Source organism: Clostridium sp. AF19-22AC (assembly GCF_003479085.1).
GTDB lineage: Bacteria > Bacillota > Clostridia > Lachnospirales > Lachnospiraceae > Faecalicatena_A > Faecalicatena_A orotica.
In genome coordinates, this window is the sequence record NZ_QUGN01000017.1 from 1 (window position 1) to 19,177 (window position 19,177).

At 46.2% G+C, this 19,177-nt stretch carries 15 protein-coding genes; 2 read left to right on the forward strand and 13 right to left on the reverse strand.

Going from position 1 to position 19,177, the window contains the following annotated elements:
- The first annotated feature begins 85 nt into the window (after positions 1 to 85).
- A complete protein-coding gene (locus DWX43_RS17840; protein ID WP_118621303.1) occupies positions 86 to 1,399 on the forward strand; it encodes an IS30 family transposase in 1,314 nt (437 codons plus the stop codon).
- Between the two features lie 262 nt (positions 1,400 to 1,661).
- Here DWX43_RS17840 and DWX43_RS17845 read toward each other — a convergent pair whose 3' ends face one another.
- The 4 genes from DWX43_RS17845 to DWX43_RS17860 all read right to left on the reverse strand — a co-directional run bounded on the left by DWX43_RS17845 (position 1,662) and on the right by DWX43_RS17860 (position 6,340).
- Positions 1,662 to 2,936, reverse strand: a complete 1,275-nt coding sequence (locus tag DWX43_RS17845; protein WP_118621304.1) for a diaminopimelate decarboxylase — start codon at positions 2,934 to 2,936, stop codon at positions 1,662 to 1,664.
- On the reverse strand, positions 2,933 to 3,646 hold the full coding sequence (locus tag DWX43_RS17850) for a TrmB family transcriptional regulator (RefSeq protein WP_118621305.1): 714 nt from the start codon (positions 3,644 to 3,646) through the stop codon (positions 2,933 to 2,935). Before DWX43_RS17850 ends, DWX43_RS17845 begins: the two co-directional genes overlap by 4 nt.
- Before the next feature lie 257 nt (positions 3,647 to 3,903).
- Positions 3,904 to 5,340 carry a pyruvate kinase gene (gene pyk / locus DWX43_RS17855; RefSeq protein ID WP_118621306.1) on the reverse strand — a complete coding sequence of 479 codons (1,437 nt, stop codon included), beginning with the start codon at positions 5,338 to 5,340 and terminating at the stop codon, positions 3,904 to 3,906.
- A gap of 172 nt (positions 5,341 to 5,512) precedes the next feature.
- On the reverse strand, positions 5,513 to 6,340 hold the full coding sequence (locus DWX43_RS17860) for a hypothetical protein (RefSeq protein WP_118621368.1): 828 nt from the start codon (positions 6,338 to 6,340) through the stop codon (positions 5,513 to 5,515).
- 289 nt (positions 6,341 to 6,629) lie between these two features.
- Between DWX43_RS17860 and DWX43_RS17865 the strand changes: the two genes are divergently transcribed.
- Entirely contained in the window at positions 6,630 to 10,949 is a 4,320-nt protein-coding gene (locus tag DWX43_RS17865) for a 2-hydroxyacyl-CoA dehydratase (protein WP_243099387.1), read from the forward strand.
- Positions 10,950 to 11,006: 57 nt separating this feature from the next.
- Here DWX43_RS17865 and DWX43_RS17870 read toward each other — a convergent pair whose 3' ends face one another.
- The 9 genes from DWX43_RS17870 to gap all read right to left on the reverse strand — a co-directional run bounded on the left by DWX43_RS17870 (position 11,007) and on the right by gap (position 19,054).
- Complete coding sequence (locus DWX43_RS17870; RefSeq protein ID WP_109729149.1) at positions 11,007 to 11,426, reverse strand: GtrA family protein; 420 nt, start codon at positions 11,424 to 11,426, stop codon at positions 11,007 to 11,009.
- Between the two features lie 16 nt (positions 11,427 to 11,442).
- The gene (locus tag DWX43_RS17875) at positions 11,443 to 11,700 is read right to left on the reverse strand and encodes a hypothetical protein (RefSeq protein WP_118621307.1); all 258 of its coding nucleotides are present in this window, start codon (positions 11,698 to 11,700) and stop codon (positions 11,443 to 11,445) included.
- 115 nt (positions 11,701 to 11,815) lie between these two features.
- Positions 11,816 to 12,463, reverse strand: coding sequence for an HAD family hydrolase (locus DWX43_RS17880; protein WP_118621308.1), 648 nt, complete (start codon positions 12,461 to 12,463; stop codon positions 11,816 to 11,818).
- Position 12,464: 1 nt separating this feature from the next.
- The gene (gene greA, locus DWX43_RS17885) at positions 12,465 to 12,968 is read right to left on the reverse strand and encodes a transcription elongation factor GreA (RefSeq protein ID WP_109729146.1); all 504 of its coding nucleotides are present in this window, start codon (positions 12,966 to 12,968) and stop codon (positions 12,465 to 12,467) included.
- 167 nt (positions 12,969 to 13,135) lie between these two features.
- Complete coding sequence (gene gpmI, locus DWX43_RS17890) at positions 13,136 to 14,674, reverse strand: 2,3-bisphosphoglycerate-independent phosphoglycerate mutase (protein ID WP_118621309.1); 1,539 nt, start codon at positions 14,672 to 14,674, stop codon at positions 13,136 to 13,138.
- Between the two features lie 74 nt (positions 14,675 to 14,748).
- Positions 14,749 to 15,606, reverse strand: a complete 858-nt coding sequence (locus DWX43_RS17895) for an alpha/beta hydrolase (RefSeq protein ID WP_118621310.1) — start codon at positions 15,604 to 15,606, stop codon at positions 14,749 to 14,751.
- 189 nt (positions 15,607 to 15,795) lie between these two features.
- Entirely contained in the window at positions 15,796 to 16,545 is a 750-nt protein-coding gene (gene tpiA / locus DWX43_RS17900) for a triose-phosphate isomerase (protein WP_109729143.1), read from the reverse strand.
- Between the two features lie 132 nt (positions 16,546 to 16,677).
- Positions 16,678 to 17,871 (reverse strand): phosphoglycerate kinase, encoded by a 1,194-nt coding sequence (locus tag DWX43_RS17905; RefSeq protein ID WP_118621311.1) that lies wholly within the window; start codon positions 17,869 to 17,871, stop codon positions 16,678 to 16,680.
- A 169-nt stretch (positions 17,872 to 18,040) separates the two neighbouring features.
- Positions 18,041 to 19,054, reverse strand: a complete 1,014-nt coding sequence (gene gap, locus DWX43_RS17910) for a type I glyceraldehyde-3-phosphate dehydrogenase (RefSeq protein WP_109729141.1) — start codon at positions 19,052 to 19,054, stop codon at positions 18,041 to 18,043.
- Between the last annotated feature and the right edge of the window lie 123 nt (positions 19,055 to 19,177).

The window sequence follows — 19,177 nt, forward strand, 5'->3', positions numbered from 1 at the left end:
TTTACTCTCGCACAGTTGATATTTACTCTTTCATATATTAGTGATACGGTTATGTCTCCTTCTGACAGCAGTAGAAGGAGATTTTATGAGCAAATATATTCCCGGTAACCAGAAACATCTTACCCTTGAAGACCGTATATACATTGAAAACTCTCTGAACAAAGGCTGTACCTTCAAGGACATTGCCAAATACCTGTGTAAGGATCCCACTACCATCTCGAAAGAAGTCAAGGCACACCGTTTGTCGGACTGGTATCATAAGGGTACTTTTTACAATGCAAAAAACTTCTGTATCCATCGGTATCACTGTAAAAAAACCAATGCTTGTGGGAAGCTTCTCGTCTGCGGTATCAAATGCGCTTCCTGTCCCACCTGTAACCAGACCTGCACCGATTTTGAGCGGGAACGCTGCTCCAGACTTGATAAAGCCCCTTACGTCTGTAATGGCTGTGACAAGAAGATCAGCCACTGTACCATCGCACACAAATATAAATATGATGCCCGGTTTGCAGACAGAAAATACCGTGAGAAACTCTGCGGTTCCCGTGCCGGAATCAACATGACAAAACGCGAACTCCACCAAAAGGATATGATCATCACTCCTTTAATCGAGCAGGGGCAGTCACCCTATCAAATCGCCACAAATCATCCGGAACTGGATATGTCTGTGCGCACCATATACACCTATCTTGACAACGGATTATTCACAGCCAGGAACATTGACCTAAAACGCAAGCCTAAGTTCAAACCGCGCAAATGCCATAAAACACAGATCACAGACCGGTCTGTTTTTACGAATCGGACTTATACGGATTTTCAGTTATTGGATCCTGATGTTCATGTAGAAATGGATACGGTCCATTCTTCACGGGAATCGAAGAAGACACTGTTAACCTTCTTTTTCCCGAAAGAAAAACTCTTTTTGGCATTCCTGATGAACCGCTGTACAAAAGGCGCTGTACGTCTTGTTTTTGATCATCTGGAAAAACGTCTTGGAACCTATGAATTCCTTTCCCTGTTTGAATATCTGCTTACAGACAGAGGTTCTGAATTCGGCGATCCAGAGGCACTTGAAACAGGTGTGGAAGGGATCCAGCGTACCAGCATTTATTATTGTGACCCTATGAGAAGCGGCCAGAAAGGCGGTGTGGAAAATGCCCACACCATGCTCCGCATGGTACTCCCTAAAGGGACAAGCTTTGAGTACCTGACTCAATGGGATGTGAATCTGATTGTGAACCACATCAACTCCACTCCCAGGAAAAGTCTGGATGGAAAAACACCTTATGACGCTGCCTTGGAATCATTCGGTGAAAATACCCTGAAAGCACTTCAGCTTAAGCGCATTTCACCCGATGAGGTTCATCTGACGCCTAAGCTGATTCACTTTAACCACTAACTAACTTATAAAAATCTGCTGTCGGAGTGGAAGTAAACTTTTCACATTTTTTGAATGTGGCTGGTGGAATTTAGTCTCACACACAGAATTCCAGCAGCCCGTTTGCCATATCCTGAAATCGCATTTTTTATAAGAAGTTAGCCTAATTATAGCAGATATCTGGAATCTTTACGTTAAAAACCTCATAATTTAGGCCGAATTTTAAAGACCGGTGGAATTTAGTCCTGCACTGGAATTTACTTTTTCAATTCAGCACTCTTTCCTATTTCTCAATTAGTTTTTCCCCGATTTTAAAACAGTCAAAAGTAGCAAAATAATCAGCCGGCGTCTCCGCACGGCGGATCAGCTCTGCTGTCCCGTCTTCCTTTAACAGCACCTCTGCCGACCTTAACTTGCCATTATAATTATATCCCATAGAAAATCCGTGGGCCCCCGTGTCATGAATCACCAGATAGTCTCCCATATCGATCTCCGGAAGCATCCTGTCTATTGCAAACTTATCGTTATTCTCACACAGTGATCCGGTCACATCATACTTGTGGTCATTCGGGCATTCTTCCTTCCCCAACACCGTAATGTGGTGATAGGCACCATACATTGCCGGGCGCATCAGGTTCACAGCGCAGGCGTCAACACCAATATAATCCTTATGTGTATGCTTTTCATGGATCGCTTTTGTTACAAGGCACCCGTAGGGTCCCATCATATAGCGTCCAAGTTCAGTATATATCGCCACATCCCCCATTCCTGCCGGCACGAGGACTTCCTCATAGACTCTGCGCACACCGTCTCCGATGATACGGATATCGTTCGGTTCCTGATCCGGTGTGTACGGAATACCGATTCCGCCGGAGAGATTGATAAACTTAATATGCACCCCTGTCTCTTTCTGGAGGCGCACCGCCTGTTCAAACAGCACCTTTGCAAGCATCGGGTAATAATCATTCGTTACAGTATTGCTTGCCAGGAAAGCATGAATCCCAAATTCCTTCGCACCTTTACTCTTCAGAATCTTAAATGCCTCTACAATCTGCTCTGTCGTCATACCATACTTGGAATCCCCCGGATTATCCATGATATCATTGCTGATCTTAAACAATCCGCCCGGATTGTAACGGCAGCTGATCGTCTCAGGAATATGCCCGATCGTCTCCTCAAGAAAATCAATATGCGTGATATCATCCAGATTAATGATTGCTCCAAGCCTGTCAGCCATAGCGAATTCCTCCGCAGGCGTATCATTAGATGAAAACATGATATCCTCCCCGCGCACCCCTATGGCATCGGAAAGCATCAGTTCCGTATAAGAAGAACAGTCACAGCCGCAGCCATATTCCTTTAAAATGTCAATCAAAAACGGGTTGGGCGTCGCTTTTACCGCAAAATACTCTTTATATCCCGGGTTCCAGGAGAACGCCTCCTTCAAAGCTTTTACATTTTCCCGGATCCCTTTCTCATCATAGAGATGAAAAGGCGTCGGAAACTCTTTCACAATCTCTTCAAGCTGCTCTTTTGTTACAAATGGCTCTTTTTTCATCTTCCTTCTTCTCCTCTGCATATTTCTATTAATTTAATCTCATTGGCCAAAGCCGTTTTGAATACCAGCACAAAATTATTCTGTCCCGAATACAGGCATGTGTTCATACTTCCCTTCCCGTATTCTCCCGACAGCACATACTTCGAATCCGTAATCAGTCCGATCTGCTTTCCCTTATCCTCTGTCAGGTAGACCCTTGCACCGTCCATCCCAAATAGGCCGTCCGTAATGATTACGACCTTCTTTTCCTCACTGGCCAGCTGCTTTAATTCGTTCTGAAACTCTCCCAGAACCTGCACTGCACAGGACAAATACACCCGTTCCTTCGCGGAGGCGATCAGATTCTTAACCTTATCCCTAATATTTGCCTCTCCCTCAATCGTAATATACCCTTCCTCATCTACCTGACCTTCTGGAAGATTGCGGACCATCCATTCTTCCTCAGCCTTCATCCGTCTGATGCAGTTCTCACAAAACTCCTCCAGCCTGACAGGTATGTATCTCTTCGCGGATTCCTCCACCAGATACGCCGCACCCTTTTCCACGAGCCCGGCCAGAGAACTGTAAGCATTAGACCGGGAGATTCCGGCCTCCTTAGCCACCTCATATCCCGTCTGCTTTCCCTTAAGCAAAAGCTTCTGGTAAACCAGTGCCTCCTGTCTGGTCAGTCCGAAATGAAGCAAATACCCGGCAAACAACTGCTCATCCATTTCATCCCCTCCAGTCAACACTTATCTTTGCATTTTCTAGTAGTACTGTATAGGAACACTATACACGATTGTGTCTGTGATGTCAATACAAGAAAAGAGTCCCGCTTGCGTAACTAGCGCCTTCGACGGCCACATCGCGACATCTGCCGTATACGCCGCAGTGCGCATCCCGCCGGGAGGCCTTTTTATTTCATGGGACGTCCCCCGATGAAATGAAAAAGGACAACCCTGTGGCTGTCCTTGATTATCACGAGTTCTTACTCGATTGTTGCAATTCTCATCATATTGCTGACCCCGCTTTTTTCCTTTCTGACGCTCGGTGAAGGAATTCCCGCAGTCAGTACTACAACATCGCCAACCTCGATATACTGCTTCACAAGTGCAAGTTCAATCGCACCGCTGCAGATGTCTTCAGTCGTATTAAATTCCAGTGACTTCAGTGGTCTGACTCCCCAGTAAATGGACATCCTGCGCAGTGTCCTCTCATTCGGGGTCACACCGAGCACTTCCTGTTTCGGTTTCAAGTTGGAAACGACTCTTGCAGTGGCACCTGACACGGACGGAGTGATAATACACTTCGCGTTCAGATTGGCTGCCGCAAGGACGGAGGAATAACCGATTGCGCTGGACACGCCGGTTTTTAAATGTTCCCCTGCCTTTTCGAGGATAATATCATAGTCCAGATGCTGCTCTGTGTTCTCGATAATATGAACCATCATCTGCAGTGCCTCAACCGGATATTTTCCCTGTGCAGTCTCACCGGAAAGCATTACTGCGTCTGTCCCGTCATAAACCGCATTGGCAACATCCGTCACCTCGGCCCTTGTCGGGCGCGGGTTACGGATCATAGAATCCAGCATCTGGGTTGCCGTAATTACAGTCTTAAAATTGTTGTTTGCCTTCTGGATCATCATTTTCTGCAGATATGGAACCTCCTCGGCCGGTATTTCTACACCCAAATCTCCGCGGGCTACCATGATACCATCCGCTGCACGGATGATCTCATCAATATTCTGGATTCCCTCTGCATTCTCAATCTTCGCGATAATCGGAATATAAGGTGCCTTCAGTTCCTTTAAATAAGCTTTGATCTCCAGCACACACTCTGCATTTCTTACAAAGGAGGCTGCAATAAAGTCCACATCCTGCTCAACGCCAAACTTGATATCTTCCTTGTCTTTATCTGTAATAGCCGGCAGTCTGACAGGAACGTTCGGTACGTTGACACCCTTGCGCTCACCTAACTCACCGCCGTTGACTACGATACAGTTGATCTCCCTGTCTGTCTTGCTCACCACTTCCAGTCCGATCAGCCCGTCATCAATCAGGATTGTCTTGCCTTTATCAACATCGTCCACCAGTCCGTCATATGTGATGGAAACCTTCTTATCATCTCCCTCTATCTCATCGATCGTCAGTGTAAAAGCAGCACCTGTGTTAAGTGTCACCTTTTTCCCATCTTTCAGGAGCCCTGTACGAATTTCCGGTCCCTTTGTATCCAAAAGGATCGCAGTATTGGCATGTTCCTCTTCCCTTAGCTGCTTCAGCATATCCATTCTGCCTTTATGCTCTGCATGGTCACCGTGTGAAAAATTAAAACGGGCCACATCCATGCCATTCTGAATCAGCTTTCTCATCAGTTCCCTGTCATTTGTATTCGGTCCCATTGTACAAACTACTTTTGTTTTCTTCATTCTTTCATGTCTCCTTCTTACCCTGCTGCTTTTTTCTTAATTACCGCGAGCAGCGAGCCAAAACCAAGTTAGCCTGGTCTTGCCGGCTGCCGCGAGGGTCAAATATTCCCCAGCTTGCTTCGAGGTCTTTGACTTTCTAATACGCCGCGGCGTATCATAATATCTGCCCGGACTACTTCACATGCTGGTGCGTAAACAAATGGTCCTGACAGTATTCATAGTTTCCTTTACATTTGGAACAGAATCTGAATTCCAGAGTCGGGTCATCCAGTTCCGTACGCCCGCACACCGCACACCTGTGGCGTGCTCCTCCCGGATAGGTCATGTGGGGCCTTGACTGCTGCTTAAACTGCTTCTTCCTCGCCTGTTCCTTTGGAGAATATGGCTTCATATTCCTGCTTGAGAAAAAGAAAATCACAAAGTTCAGCAAAGATGCCAGTATTGCAACCCGGATGGCTGCATTTCCCCTCACCATCGAATACAGGATCATGACTGCATAGACAAGCGCCATCCATTTTATTTTAATCGGCAGGATGAAATACAGCATAAGCTCCATATCCGGATAGCTTGCCGCGAATGCAAGGAAAATAGACATATTGATATAATATGTGCTGAAAAAGATACCTACGCTTACGCCGCCACCTGACACGAAATACAGAATAAATGCGCCGATTACTGTAAACAAAATTCCAGAAAAAATATATACATTATACCTGAATGCCCCCCATGTGCGTTCCAGGGCATTCCCCAATGAGTAATAAAGCATCAGCATAATTATGATTGTTAAAAGATTTCCATTTGGCGGTATCAGCACCCATGACACAAGCCGCCATACCTGTCCTCTTAAAATCAAAGCCGGTTCCAGTGTGAGCCAGTTCAATAGACTTGGCATCATTAAATAGATTCCATACCCGATCACATAGCCGCCGATCAGGTACATCGTCAGATTATGAATCGCATGGCGTCCGAATTTTTTTTCTAACTTATTCAACCAGTTCAATGACATCGTTCTCCTTATAATTTATTTTCTCATTCATGAAGTAATTGTACAGTCCACCTCTTTGTTTGTCAAATATATGTTGGCTTTTTTCTGTTATCATTTTGTTAAATTTTATAAACTTTATCGAAATAAACTGCCATCCTGCATAATAATGCCAATTGTGTTTTTCCCTTTCATGTCGTATAATGTAAATTGTTGTAAAAACATGAACTACATTTAATAAGAAGTAACAGACATATACTAGTAAAGAGCCTGCATCACGCATGCTCTGGAGGATGAGGAAAATATTATGAGCTTACATGAATTACATACCTTAGGAATTGACATTGGCTCGACCACTGTCAAAATTGCAATTCTCAACGGTGATAACGAAGTACTTTTTTCCGACTATGAACGGCATTTTGCCAATATACAGGAAACATTGTCCGACCTGCTTGGAAGAGCGATCTACAAACTGGGACCGATCCGTGTCTCACCAGTTATCACAGGGTCCGGCGGGCTGACTCTGGCAAAACATTTAGGAGTGCCATTTGTACAGGAAGTAATCGCCGTATCAACCGCGCTGCAGGACTATGCACCGCAGACAGACGTTGCCATCGAGCTTGGCGGAGAAGATGCCAAGATCATTTACTTTGAAGGAGGCAGTGTCGAACAGCGTATGAACGGCGTTTGTGCCGGAGGCACCGGTTCCTTTATTGACCAGATGGCATCTCTTTTACAGACAGATGCAGCCGGTCTGAATGATTATGCAAAAAATTATAAAGCACTCTATTCAATCGCCGCACGATGTGGTGTATTTGCGAAATCTGACATCCAGCCCCTGATCAACGAGGGTGCTGCTAAAGAAGACCTGGCTGCCTCTATTTTTCAGGCTGTTGTCAATCAGACCATCAGTGGTCTGGCATGCGGGAAACCAATCCGCGGGCATGTAGCGTTTTTAGGAGGGCCGCTCCATTTCCTCTCTGAACTGCGCACAGCATTTATCCGTACTTTAAACCTGGACGATGAGCATATCATCGCCCCGCACCATTCCCACCTGTTTGCAGCAATCGGTTCCGCACTGAATTCAAAAAAAGACGTAAATGTCGCACTGCAGGAGATTCAGGAGCGTCTGGCCGGCAAGATTAAGATGGAATTCGAAGTAGACCGTATGGATCCGCTGTTTGCGACTACTGCGGAATACGAGTCCTTTATCAGCCGCCATGCAAAGCACCAGGTACCGGTCAAGGATCTGGCTACTTACCGCGGGAAAGCATTCCTCGGGATCGACGCCGGTTCCACTACGACAAAAGCAGCACTGGTCGGTGAGGACGGAACCCTTCTATACTCCTTTTACAATAACAATGAGGGGGACCCTCTCGGCACGACGATCCGTGCAATCAAAGACATCTACAGCCAGCTTCCCGAAGAGGTGGATATCGTCCATTCCTGCTCAACCGGTTACGGTGAGGCACTGATCAAGTCCGCCCTCCTTCTCGACGAAGGCGAGGTTGAGACTGTCTCCCACTACTACGCGGCATCCTTCTTCGAACCGGATGTAGACTGCATTCTGGATATCGGCGGACAGGACATGAAGTGTATCAAGATTAAAAATCACACCGTAGACAGTGTACAGCTCAATGAGGCCTGCTCCTCAGGCTGTGGTTCCTTCATCGAGACCTTTGCCAAGTCGCTGAACTATTCTGTGGAAGACTTTGCGCAGGAGGCCCTGTATGCAAAGAACCCGATCGATCTGGGCACCCGCTGTACCGTATTTATGAATTCAAAAGTAAAGCAGGCACAGAAAGAAGGCGCTGAAGTTGCCGACATCTCTGCCGGCCTTGCTTATTCTGTCATTAAAAACGCATTGTTTAAGGTAATCAAAGTATCCGATGCATCTGAACTTGGAAACCATATTGTTGTACAGGGAGGAACCTTCTACAACAATGCCGTTCTGCGCAGTTTCGAGAAAATCGCAGACTGCGAGGCCATCCGCCCGGATATTGCCGGGATCATGGGGGCCTTTGGCGCAGCCCTGATCGCCAGGGAACGTTATGTGGAGTGTGAAGGAACTACGATGCTTCCGATAGACGAAATCGAAGCTCTGGAATACAGCACGACCATGACAAAATGTAAAGGCTGTACAAACAACTGCCGACTGACGATTAACCATTTCAGCGGAGGCCGCAGATTCATTACCGGAAACCGATGCGAACGCGGACTTGGCAAGGAAAAATCACTCAACAAGCTGCCGAACCTGTTCGAGTATAAGGAAGAACGTTACTTCGGTTATAAGCCTCTTGAGGAAGCCGAGGCTGCCCGTGGCACAATCGGAATCCCGCGTGTACTGAACATGTACGAGAATTATCCGTTCTGGTTCACATTTTTCAACAAATTAGGATTCCGCGTCGTACTGTCACCGGCTTCAACAAGGAAGATTTATGAGCTGGGCATCGAATCCATCCCGAGTGAGTCCGAGTGTTATCCGGCAAAACTTGCCCACGGACACGTACAGTGGCTGATTAACCAGGGTGTCGGGCATATCTTCTATCCGTCCGTCCCTTATGAGCGGAATGAATTTGAGGATGCCAACAACCACTACAACTGCCCGATCGTAACGTCTTATCCTGAAAACATAAAGAATAATATGGACCCGATCGTAAACGGGGATGTAGATTTTATCCACCCGTTCCTTTCCTTCAAAAACGAGGAAACACTTTCCAGCAGGCTGACAGAAGAGCTTTCCGCAAAGTTCTCTATCCCTGCCGGTGACATCAGTGCCGCCGTCCATGAGGCGTGGACCGAGCTTATCGCCTGCCGTGAGGATATGCGCCGCAAGGGTGAGGAAACCATCAAGTTTCTGGATGAAACAGGAAACCGCGGTATCGTACTGGCAGGACGCCCGTACCATATCGACCCGGAAGTCAATCATGGACTGCCGGAGCTGATTAATTCTTATAACATTGCCGTGCTGACAGAGGACTCTGTGTCCCATCTGCACGAAGTAGAACGCCCGCTGAATGTCATGGACCAGTGGATGTACCATTCCAGACTCTATGCAGCGGCTAATTATGTGAAAACAAAGGAGAATCTGGACCTGATCCAGCTCAACTCCTTCGGCTGCGGCCTGGATGCCGTAACCACCGACCAGGTTGCAGAAATACTGACCCGCTCAGATAAAATATATACTTCCCTGAAAATAGACGAAGTAAACAATTTAGGGGCAGCCCGTATCCGTGTCCGTTCCCTGCTTGCAGCAATCCGTGTCAGGGAGCAGCGGCAGACAAAGAGGGAAATCCATCCGTCTTCTATCGAAAAAGTGCCGTTTACAAAAGAGATGCGCAGTACTTATACGATCCTCTGCCCGCAGATGTCCCCGATGCATTTCGAACTTCTGGAACCCGCATTCCAGGCGTCCGGCTACAAAGTGGAGGTGCTTCCGAATGACAACAAGCAGGCCGTAGATGTTGGTCTGAAGTATGTCAACAACGATGCCTGCTATCCGTCCCTGATGGTGGTCGGGCAGATCATGGAGGCTATCTTATCCGGGAAATATGATACCGATAAACTGGCCGTGATCATCAGCCAGACCGGGGGCGGTTGCCGTGCTTCCAATTATATCGGATTCATCCGCCGTGCGCTGAAAAAGGCCGGATACTCCCATATCCCGGTTATCTCCATCAACTTAAGCGGTCTGGAGGGCAACCCGGGATTCAAGATTACACCTGCACTGGCACTGCGTGGGGTCTATGCGGCAGCGATCGGTGATATTTTCATGAAGTGTGTCTACCGGATGCGCCCATATGAAAAAGTACCGGGCACGACGGATGCCATCCACAGGAAATGGGTGGAAGTCTGCAAGGAATTCGTTTCCAGCGGATATCCGTCCAGACGGAGGTTCAAAAAACTGTGCCGGGATATCATACACGATTTTGATACAATAGAAACATTGAACGTCAGAAAACCGCGTGTCGGCGTTGTCGGGGAAATCCTTGTAAAATTCCTCCCGGCAGCCAACAACCATCTGGTGGAACTCCTGGAGAGCGAAGGAGCTGAGGCAGTTGTACCCGATCTGCTGGACTTCCTGCTCTACTGCTTCTATAACCAGAACTTCAAAGTATCACACTTAGGGTTTAAGAAATCCAAGGCCACGATGGGCAACCTCGGAATCAAGGCACTGGAATGGTTCCGTTCACCGGCAACCAACGAGTTTAAGAAAAGTGAACATTTTGATCCTCCGGCACACATCGAGGATCTCGCTAAAATGGCATCCGAGATCGTTTCCATTGGCAACCAGACTGGGGAAGGCTGGTTCCTAACCGGGGAAATGCTGGAATTAATCCACAGCGGTGCCGGCAATATCGTCTGCACACAGCCATTCGCATGTCTGCCGAACCATGTTGTCGGAAAAGGGGTCATCAAAGAACTCCGCCGCAGATACCCGCAGTCCAATGTAGTTGCAATCGATTTCGACCCCGGTGCAAGCGAGGTAAACCAGCTGAACCGCATCAAACTGATGCTTTCAACCGCGAATAAAAATCTGGAAGCAGAGATGCAGGACAGACACATAAATCCGACACAGGAAAAGAGCACGGCAAAGCGCACAGAAGCTGCTGTAAGCAGCATTTAGTAAACCATATAGAGAAAAGGTACAGACTGCCATCTGATTTTATTCTCATCCGGCTGTCTATACCTTTTCTTCTTTTTTCTTAAAGACAAAAAATCTCTGCCCTATATAGTTTAATACAACAAAAATCCCCATTCCCACCAGCATAGCCACATTATCTCTTATGACTGCATCAAAGCCCTGCAAAACCTTATAAACAAGCGGTTTCGCCGTACCATAAGCGATGAAGTAACAAATACTGATATTGAGGATAAATTTCAATATCTGCTTAAAAGAACTTTCTTTATACTGGAATGTATAATACTTGTTCAAAAAATAGCTGACGATACTGCCCACAATATAATTCATTGCCGACGAGAACCAGTAACTTGCCCGAAATACATTGTAGAGAATGAACATAACGCCTGTCCCTACAATCGTATTGATTATCCCTACGATGATAAACTTCACCGTAGTTTTATCGATGAGTTTCAATTTCATATTTGTTCACCTTTAATTACAGGTCATCCTCCCCGGTCCTTCTCTGAAGGTAGAGTATTCCCCCGACCAGCCCGAAAATGATTCCTGCATAGGTTCCTGCACACAGGATATTTGACACCGCTTTTGCAAGATCGATGCGTATCAGTACCGCGCCCGCTATTCCAAGCAGAACTGTCAGTGCCGTCCAGCATACGATATTAACCGCCAGATAGATGCCTGCTGCAGATTCCTTATCTGATATTTTATTTATCAAGTTCCATAATGTATGATACATAAACATCCCTCACAATCTGAAATACAATTTTTATTGTATTTATTGTAAGGAATCTGTGTAAACTTTATACGGAAGGTTGAGATAAAGCTTTGTTAAATTTCTCCCGTTTTACCATTTACCCGATTACATCCAGCAATTCAGCCGGTGTCTTTATGATACATCCGGCATCTGCCTTCTCTAGTTCTTCCAGTGTACCATAGCCATAAAGCACACCTGCCGAATGCACGCCTGCTTCTTTCGCACCTATGATATCATGTTCTCTGTCCCCGACCATCAGAACGGTATCTCTGTCTTCCACTCCACACGCCTCAAGAACATATTCGATTACTTCGGCCTTTTTGGTCCGGTTCCCGTCCATCATGCTTCCGCCGATAAAATCAAAATACTTTGTAAGGTTAAAATGATCGGCAATCATCAATGCATACTTCTCCGGCTTTGAGGTCGCCATAGCAGTCTGAATCCCTGCCTCCCTCAATGTCTGCAGAAGTTCAGGGATCCCTTCATACACTTCATTTTCAAAAAGACCTGTTACACTATAATATTCACGGTAATACGCAACGGCACGCTTCCCCTCTTCCTCTGAAAAACCGCAGAATTCTTCAAACTGCTTATGCAGAGGGGGCCCGATAAAGCATCTGAGCCTGGAAAGGTCATCGACCTCCATCCCGTACTTCTTCAGCGCATACTGTACCCCGTTTATAATTCCCGGACCTGAATCCGTCAGTGTCCCGTCCAAATCAAATAAAACTGTTTTTATCTTCATCTTAAAAACTCCTGATCTTGTCATCTTCATCATTGTGTGTATTCACAATTTTACGGATAACAACAAAATATCCTACGTTCTCATTTACCTTCACAAATACCCTGTCATTCACCTTGTGCCCTAAAATAGCCTTTCCGATCGGAGATTCTATACTGATCAGGCCATTAATTGAACTGCCCCTTACCGATGTAACAAGACGGTAGGTCTCAACCTCGGCATCCTCTTCAAAATAGAGCTCTACCGTATTATTGATCCCAACTTCGTCATCCTTAGAAGAATCATCCACAATGACTGCGGTTTTCAGCATCCTCTCCAGATAGCGTATCCGGCTCTCATTCCGGTTTTTTTCTTTCTTTGCGGCATGGTATTCAAAGTTTTCACTCAGGTCCCCATGCGCACGCGCCTCTTTTACGGACTCGATCAATTCCCTGCGAACCACGATTTTCCGGTGTTCAATCTCTTCCTGTATCTTTTCCACATCGCTTTTTGTTAATTTATCATACATAAATATACCAATTCCTTATCTCGTATTATGCGCCGGATCTGCCATAACTTTCATATGCCAAAAAACACCCTTCACCGGGCCGTGCCGTCTGCAGGGCATAATCCTGCCGTCCGCGCGGTCCCGCATCAGGGTGAGGCCGTTCAACTCATCACAGGGCATTCTCTGCTTTATTTTACAAGCAGGGATTTTCCTGTCATTTCTTTGGGCTGCTCCATTCCCATGAGCTCGATCAGGGTCGGGGCAATATCTGCCAGGCATCCGCCTTCTCTCAGCTTATACGCCGGGTCTGCATTAACAAGCACAAATGGTACCGGATTCGTTGTATGGGCCGTGAATGGTTCCCCGGATTCCGGGTCAATCAGCTGTTCTGCATTTCCGTGGTCTGCACAGATAAACATCTGTCCGTTCACTTCTTTCACTGCATCTACGGCTCTTCCGACACACTCGTCAACTGCCTCGATCGCCTTGACCGCAGCCTCTTCAACCCCGGTATGGCCTACCATATCCGGATTTGCAAAATTAATGATGATGACGTCATACTTATCAGATTTGATTGCATCTACCAGTTTATCACATACTTCAAATGCACTCATCTCCGGTTTCAGATCATAGGTAGCCACCTTCGGGGACTTCACGAGGATTCTGTCCTCTCCCTTGTTCGGTTCTTCTACACCGCCGTTGAAGAAGAATGTTACATGGGCATACTTCTCTGTCTCGGCGATACGTGCCTGCGTCATATTATGAGCTGCCAGAAATTCTCCGAATGTATTTGTAATCTCATCCTTTGTAAATGCAACAAGCTTATTCGGGATTGTCACATCATAGTCTGTAAAGCACACAAACGTTGTCTGAATACGTGCTCCCCTGTCAAAGCCTTCAAATTGTTCATCACAGAATGTCCTGCTGATTTCTCTTGCCCTGTCAGGACGGAAATTAAAGAAGATGACGGAATCATTGTCTTTGATCGTGGCAACCGGTGCCCCATCCTTTACAACTACGGTCGGAAGAACAAATTCATCTGTTGCATCCGCATCATAAGATGCCTGAATCCCTGCCGGGCCTGACTCTGCAGTCTCTCCAATCCCCTTAACAAGGGCATTGTAAGCCTTTTCCACGCGGTCCCAGCGGTTATCCCTGTCCATTGCATAATAACGTCCCATTACGCTTGCAACCTGTCCTACGCCGAGTTCTTTCATTTTAGCTTCCAGCTGCTCTACATATTCTTTTCCTGATGCCGGAGGGGTATCACGTCCGTCAAGGAAACAGTGGATATACACTTTTTCAATCCCCTGTCTCTTAGCCAGCTCAAGGAGTCCGAAAATGTGTTCAATGTGGCTGTGTACACCACCATCAGACACGAGTCCGAACATATGCAGTGCAGAATCATTTTTCTTTACATTTTCACAAGCCGCAAGAAGTGCCTTGTTTTCAAAGAAATCCCCGTCTTTGATTGCTTTTGTAATCTTTGTAAGGTCCTGATAAACAATGCGGCCCGCGCCCATGTTCAGGTGCCCTACCTCTGAGTTCCCCATCTGTCCGTCAGGAAGTCCTACTGCCATTCCACTGGCATTCCCCTTCACGAACGGGCATTCTGCCATCAATTTATCCATAACCGGGGTCCTGCCTTCATAAACGGCATTCCCGGTGGTACTGTCATTTAATCCATAACCATCTAAGATCATCAATACGGTTGGTTTTTTACTCATATCTATTCTCCTTTACTCCTTTTATTTCATCCGGGTAACTGTCCAGAACACTCGGACAGTTACTCATCCGGTACTTATTGTACATGTTTTTCCCGCTTTTTGCAAATATCTTTTTCAGTCCTTGTGGCAAGCCACACCTCCAGCAGGTCAATCCATGACTGGACAGGCGGGCAGACTGAACTTCCGTCCGCCCTCGATGTAGACTCATCAGCGAGTGAAAGGCCGTGTTCCCCTGTAGGATAGACATGGAGTTCTGTAGAAACCCCGGCCCCTCTTAAAGCCGCCGCAAGCAGCAGTGAATTTTCCACAGGAACGGTTGTATCGGTAAAGGTATGCCAGATGAAACAGGGAGGCATATCTGAAGTGACCAGCTTCTCCAGTGAAACTTCCTTTTTCTTTTCCTTATATTCGCTGCCCAGCAGATTTCTGAAGCTGCCCTCATGAGAATACTTCTTCTTGGATGTTATGACCGGGTAATTCAGGATCAGGCCTGCCGGTTTTAAGATATCAGGCGTCGTTCCCGCTGCTTTATACAGAAACGGCTTATTCCAGAAAACTCCCAGACTTGCTGCCAGATGGCCGCCCGCAGAAGATCCCTGCACATAAATCTGGTTCCAGTCCACATGCCATTTTTCATGATTCTCATGCACCAGCTTCATAACCTCCGCCAGTTCTAAGAGTGCCGTCGGAAATCTGGCCGGTGCAACGGAATACCTTAAAATCCCTACATGGTAACCCATTGCCAGCAGACGCATTGCAACCGGTTCCGCCTCTCTGTCACTTGTCTTTTCGTAGCCGCCGCCCGGACAGAGAATAATCATCGGGCGTATCAGGTCCGGCTGGAATTCTTTGGAGCTGTCCAGTATATACGCATAAAACTTCGTATTCGGTGCGGACTGCTCTGTATGGATAGAGATCACCTCGTACTGCATATTTTTCTCCTTCTCTGATATCATATGATGTTGGGGGCAAAAAGCATTTTTACCCCTGATGCCTACGGATTTCTCGTATAACAAGAAAAAAATCGCAGTGAGCATATGCTGTTTCGCTTACTCCCCACGATTCCCTTCCTTACAGACTCCGGCGGGATATATCCCGCCGGACCGGTATTCCTGTGATTCTTATTTGTAATTTACAATCTTTCCAAAATCAGCTTTCAGGGAAGCCCCGCCTACAAGTCCTCCGTCAATGTCTGCCTGTGCAAATAATTCAGGTGCTGTTGCAGCATTTACAGATCCGCCGTACTGGATACGGATTGCTTCTGCTGTTGCTTCATCATAAACTTCAGCGATGCATGCACGGATTCCTGCACAAACTTCCTGAGCCTGCTCTGTTGTAGCTGTCTTTCCTGTTCCGATAGCCCAGATAGGCTCGTAAGCAATAACAGCTGTCTTAGCCTGGTCTGCTGTCACGTTCTGGAATCCAACTTTCACCTGCTGGCGGATGAAGTCCATCGTAACTCCCTGCTCTCTCTGCTCCAAAGTCTCTCCACAGCACATGATCGGTGTAATGTTATGTTCAAATGCTTTCAGGACTTTTTTGTTGACATCTTCGTTTGTCTCTCCGAAGTATTCTCTTCTCTCAGAGTGCCCTAAAACTACATATTTTACACCTGCATCTACAAGCATAGCCGGAGAAATCTCTCCTGTGTATGCTCCGCTCTCTTCAAAATACATATTCTCAGCGCCAACCTGGATGTTTGAACCCTTTGCAGCTTCCACTACAGGTACGATATCGATTGCCGGAACACAGAATACAACGTCAACTTCTTCGTTCGCTACTAATGGTTTTAACTCTTCTACTAATGCTACTGCCTCACTTGGAGTTTTGTTCATCTTCCAGTTTCCTGCGATAATTTTTCTTCTTGCCATGATATGGTCTCCTTTAATCTGTTTTTATGTTGCCTCTTTGACGGGATGTTCGCCTCTCTAGGCTCATGTAATACCTCGCCAAGGTCGGCGAACTAAGTAAACGCTAGGCTCGATAATACCTCGCCAAGCTTTTTACTTATTATTAGCTGCTGCTACGCCTGGTAATTCTTTTCCTTCGAGGAATTCGAGGGAGGCTCCGCCGCCTGTTGAGATGTGGGTCATTTTGTCGCCGTATCCTAACTGGTTAACGGCTGCTGCTGAATCTCCGCCGCCGATGATTGTTACTGCTTCTGTCTCGGACAGTGCTTTTGCGACTGCTTCTGTTCCTGCTGCAAAGTTTGGCATCTCGAAGCATCCCATTGGTCCGTTCCATACTACTGTCTTAGCTGATCTTACTGCGTCTGAGAATATCTTAGCTGTCTCAGGTCCGATATCCAGGCCTTCCCAGCCGTCCGGGATTTCTCCGCGTCCTACAACTTTTGTATGTGCATCGTTGGAGAAGTCATCTGCAATTACGTTGTCTACAGGAAGAAGCAGCTTTACGCCCTTGTCTTCTGCTTTTTTGATCATATCAAGGGCATACTGGCAGTAATCTTCTTCAAGAAGGGAATTACCAACGCTTCCGCCCTGGGCCTTGCTGAATGTGTAAGACATTCCGCCTCCGATAATCAGGGTGTCAACCTTGTCCAGCAGGTTCTCGATTACGGAAATCTTGCTGGATACTTTTGCTCCGCCAAGGATTGCTACGAATGGTCTCTCAGGATTTTCTACTGCATTGCCAAGGAAGTCGATTTCTTTCTGCATTAAGTATCCTACAACTGCCGTGTCCACAAACTGTGTCACCCCAACATTGGAGCAGTGCGCTCTATGTGCTGTCCCGAACGCATCATTCACGAAAACATCGCAGAGGGATGCAAGGTCTTTGCTGAACGCTTCCCCGTTCTTTGTCTCTTCTGCCCTGTAACGGGTATTCTCAAGAAGGATGATATCTCCATCATTCATTGCTTCTACTGCTGCCTTTGCGCTAGGTCCTACCACTTCAGGATCAGCCGCAAATTTTACTTCCTGTCCAAGCAGTTCAGATAATCTTACAGCGACAGGTGCGAGTGATAACTCAGGAACAGGCTGTCCCTTCGGCTTTCCGAGATGTGAGCAGAGGATGATCTTTCCTCCGTCTGCAACCAGCTTCTTAATAGTAGGCAGGGCAGCCACAAGGCGGTTCTCATCTGTAATCTTTCCATCGATCAGCGGTACATTGAAGTCGCATCTTACAAGGACCTTTTTACCCTTTACATTAATATCATCTACTGACTTTTTGTTGAGCATAGTATTGCCTCCTGTTTTTTATTTTTACCTGCGCAAAACCATGAGCAGATACTTGATTTTTACATAAAAAGAATCCGGTCCTATACAAAGACCGGACCCTTTTTTGAGTCTATTCTATTTATTTATTCAAAACTTGTAACTGTTCAGGACCATGAACAGTTACCAAATCTTACAGTAATGTTCCGAAGTATTTGATTGTTCTTACCATCTGGCTTGTGTAAGAATTCTCATTATCATACCATGAAATTACCTGTACTTCTGTTGTTCCGTTGTCAAGTGGAAGTACCATTGTCTGTGTAGCATCGAATAATGAACCGTATTTCATTCCTACGATATCGCTGGATACGATCTCATCTGTGTTGTATCCGAAAGATTCGTTGGAAGCTGCTTTCATTGCTTCGTTGATCTGGTCAACTGTTACTGTTCCTTCAACAACTGCTGTTAAGATAGTTGTAGAACCTGTCGGGGTTGGAACTCTCTGTGCAGATCCGATTAATTTTCCGTTCAGTTCCGGGATAACAAGACCGATTGCTTTCGCTGCACCTGTGCTGTTAGGAACGATATTTACAGCAGCTGCACGTGATCTTCTTAAATCACCTTTTCTCTGTGGTCCGTCAAGTGTCATCTGATCGCCTGTGTAAGCGTGGATTGTGCACATGATACCTGATTTGATCGGTGCTAAATCGTTCAGCGCTTTTGCCATTGGAGCTAAGCAGTTAGTTGTACAGGAAGCAGCTGAGATGATGTTGTCCTCTTTTGTAAGCTCTTCGTGGTTTACATTGTAAACGATTGTAGGAAGGTCATTTCCTGCCGGTGCAGAAATAACGACTTTCTTAGCGCCTGCTTTGATATGAGCTTCTGCTTTTGCTTTGGATGTATAGAAGCCTGTACACTCCAGAACAACATCTACACCGATCTCTCCCCAAGGAAGTTCTTCAGCGTTAGCTTTTGCGTAGATTTTGATTTCTTTTCCGTCAACTGTGATGGAATCTTCACCTGCTACTACTTTGTCGCATAATGCATATCTTCCCTGTGTTGAGTCATATTTTAATAAGTGAGCCAGCATTGTCGGTGATGTTAAGTCGTTAATTGCAACTACTTCATATCCCTCTGCTCCGAACATCTGTCTGAATGCAAGACGTCCAATACGTCCAAATCCATTAATCGCTACTTTTACTGCCATGATTAATTCCTCCTAAAGTTTTAAAAAGTGTCAACTGTTACACAGTCGCTATATTGTGGAATCTCCAGCCAAACAGCCTGTTTGTTAAAGATTCATCAACTATGGTTTATTGTACTAAATCAA